Source organism: uncultured Campylobacter sp., from assembly GCF_937997595.1.
Classification (GTDB): Bacteria; Campylobacterota; Campylobacteria; order Campylobacterales; family Campylobacteraceae; genus Campylobacter_B.
Genome location: NZ_CALKTS010000132.1, coordinates 1 through 1127, shown reverse-complemented (window position 1 = coordinate 1127; position 1127 = coordinate 1). Strand labels below are relative to the sequence as shown.

3 protein-coding genes are annotated in these 1127 nt (G+C 51.5%); 1 reads left to right on the top strand and 2 read right to left on the bottom strand.

The window, feature by feature from the left end; genetic code table 11:
• Both bcp and Q0614_RS04610 read right to left on the bottom strand, forming a co-directional pair.
• On the bottom strand, positions 1-497 hold a 497-nt coding region (bcp, locus tag Q0614_RS04615), incomplete at its 3' end, for a thioredoxin-dependent thiol peroxidase (protein WP_298786872.1).
• A 64-nt stretch (positions 498-561) separates the two neighbouring features.
• Positions 562-702 (bottom strand): hypothetical protein, encoded by a 141-nt coding sequence (locus Q0614_RS04610; protein ID WP_297882706.1) that lies wholly within the window; start codon positions 700-702, stop codon positions 562-564.
• A gap of 161 nt (positions 703-863) precedes the next feature.
• On the opposite strand from Q0614_RS04610, the gene Q0614_RS04605 reads away from it, so the two are divergent.
• The coding region (locus Q0614_RS04605; RefSeq protein WP_298786870.1) for an NAD(P)H-dependent oxidoreductase at positions 864-1127 on the top strand (264 nt) is incomplete at its 3' end.

Below are 1127 nucleotides of genomic sequence, written 5' to 3'. Positions count from 1 at the left end.
ACCTTTGCGGCGTGATCCTTTGCCTTGACGCTTTTATAGACCTTTAAAATTTTGCCGTCCGCACCGATCAGAAAGGTCGAGCGCACGATGCCCAGATACTCGCGCCCGTAGTTTTTGCGCACCTGCCACGCGCCGTATAGCTTGGCTACCTCGTGCTGCGGATCGCTCAGCAGGATGTGCTTTAGGCTCTGCTTGGCGATGAAGCCCGCGTGGGATTTGGCGCTGTCGGGGCTGATGCCTACGATCACGCAGTCTGCGGCGATGAAATCATCGTACGCGGCGCTAAATTCGCACGCTTCGGTCGTGCAGCCGGGGGTGTTATCCTTGGGGTAAAAATACAGCGCGACCTTTTTTCCCGCAAAGTCCTTTAGCGCGACGCTCGCGCCGTCGGCGTTTTGCAAACTAAACTCGGGCGCTACGTCTCCCGCTTGCAGCGTGATTTTGCGCTCGCGATCCTCTGCGCTAAACTCGTCTTCGATCTGTGTTTTTCTCTGCATATCGTGTCCTTTTTTGAAATTTTCGGGCTCGTAGCCCGAATCGAGGTTAAATTTTAATCTTTTTTCATAAATTTATCCTTGCTTGGATGAAATTTTGCCCCGCGCCGCAGCTGCACGCGATCGGGTGGATCGCAAGCGAGATCGTTCCAGACAAGAGCGGGCTAGGGGCTTGCTTTGCGGCACGCGTAAAAACATTTTGTTGCACATGCCTTGAGGCAGTATGGTACGAGAGCGCTTCGTATCTATCGTGCCACGCAAATCCAGGTTCCTCACAAGAAAAAATAACTCTTCATTTTTACAACCCCTCTTAATCTACTTTTAGCTTTTTAACGATATGATTCTGCAAATTTTAACAAAGGAAATAACATGAAAACACTCGTTATCTTATCGCATCCAAATTTTACCGCCTCGCGCGTGAACAAAGCCCTATCGCAGGTCGCAAAGGGCGCTGCTAGCGTAGAGGTACACCATTTGGAGGGGCTTTACGGCACCGATACTGCGCGCATCGACGCTCGCACAGAGCAAGACGCGCTATTGGGCGCCGACCGCATCGTATTTTTGTACCCGATGTACTGGCTAAACGTGCCGCCTATGCTAAAAGCCTATATCGACATCGTCTTTTCGCACGAG